Source organism: Pseudomonas putida (assembly GCF_028682395.1).
Classification (GTDB): Bacteria; Pseudomonadota; Gammaproteobacteria; order Pseudomonadales; family Pseudomonadaceae; genus Aquipseudomonas; species Aquipseudomonas putida_AB.
Map to the genome: position 1 here is coordinate 1 of NZ_JANHLC010000040.1, position 461 is coordinate 461.

General features: G+C 56.0%; 1 protein-coding gene. It reads left to right on the forward strand.

What is annotated here, in order from left to right:
* On the forward strand, window positions 1-145 hold a 145-nt coding region (locus NPS46_RS25140), incomplete at its 5' end, for a flagellin (protein WP_274112038.1).
* Window positions 146-461 lie beyond the last annotated feature (316 nt).

Here is a 461-nt window from a genome sequence, read left to right on the forward strand (position 1 = left end):
CGCAGCGCGCAGCCGGGTACAGGACGCCGACTTCGCGTCCGAAACCGCCGAGCTGACAAAGCAACAAACCCTGCAGCAGGCCTCGACTGCGATCCTGTCCCAGGCTAACCAACTGCCATCGTCGGTACTGAAACTGTTGGGCTAATACCCTCAGCGGTTCAATAACGGAAGGGCGCCTCGTGCGCCCTTCCGTTTTTTTATGGCTGATGAATGTGCGGTAACCGCTACCGGGCCTTTGTGCAGCCCTGAAAACGCGACGGCTTGCGCGACCGATTGCCGCCTGCTGGTAGCGGACATGCATGCTGCTTGGGGTTTAAATAAGAAAACTCCTGAAGTTCTCTAAAGAAGTGAGCGGTACCGACGATAACCATTACGAAGGTTTTCTAAATCATGCCTGGCGCAGGCCCGGCCGGAAGCTGCAACACTCCATTTACGAGGATTTCGTCATGGCTTTGTCCGTA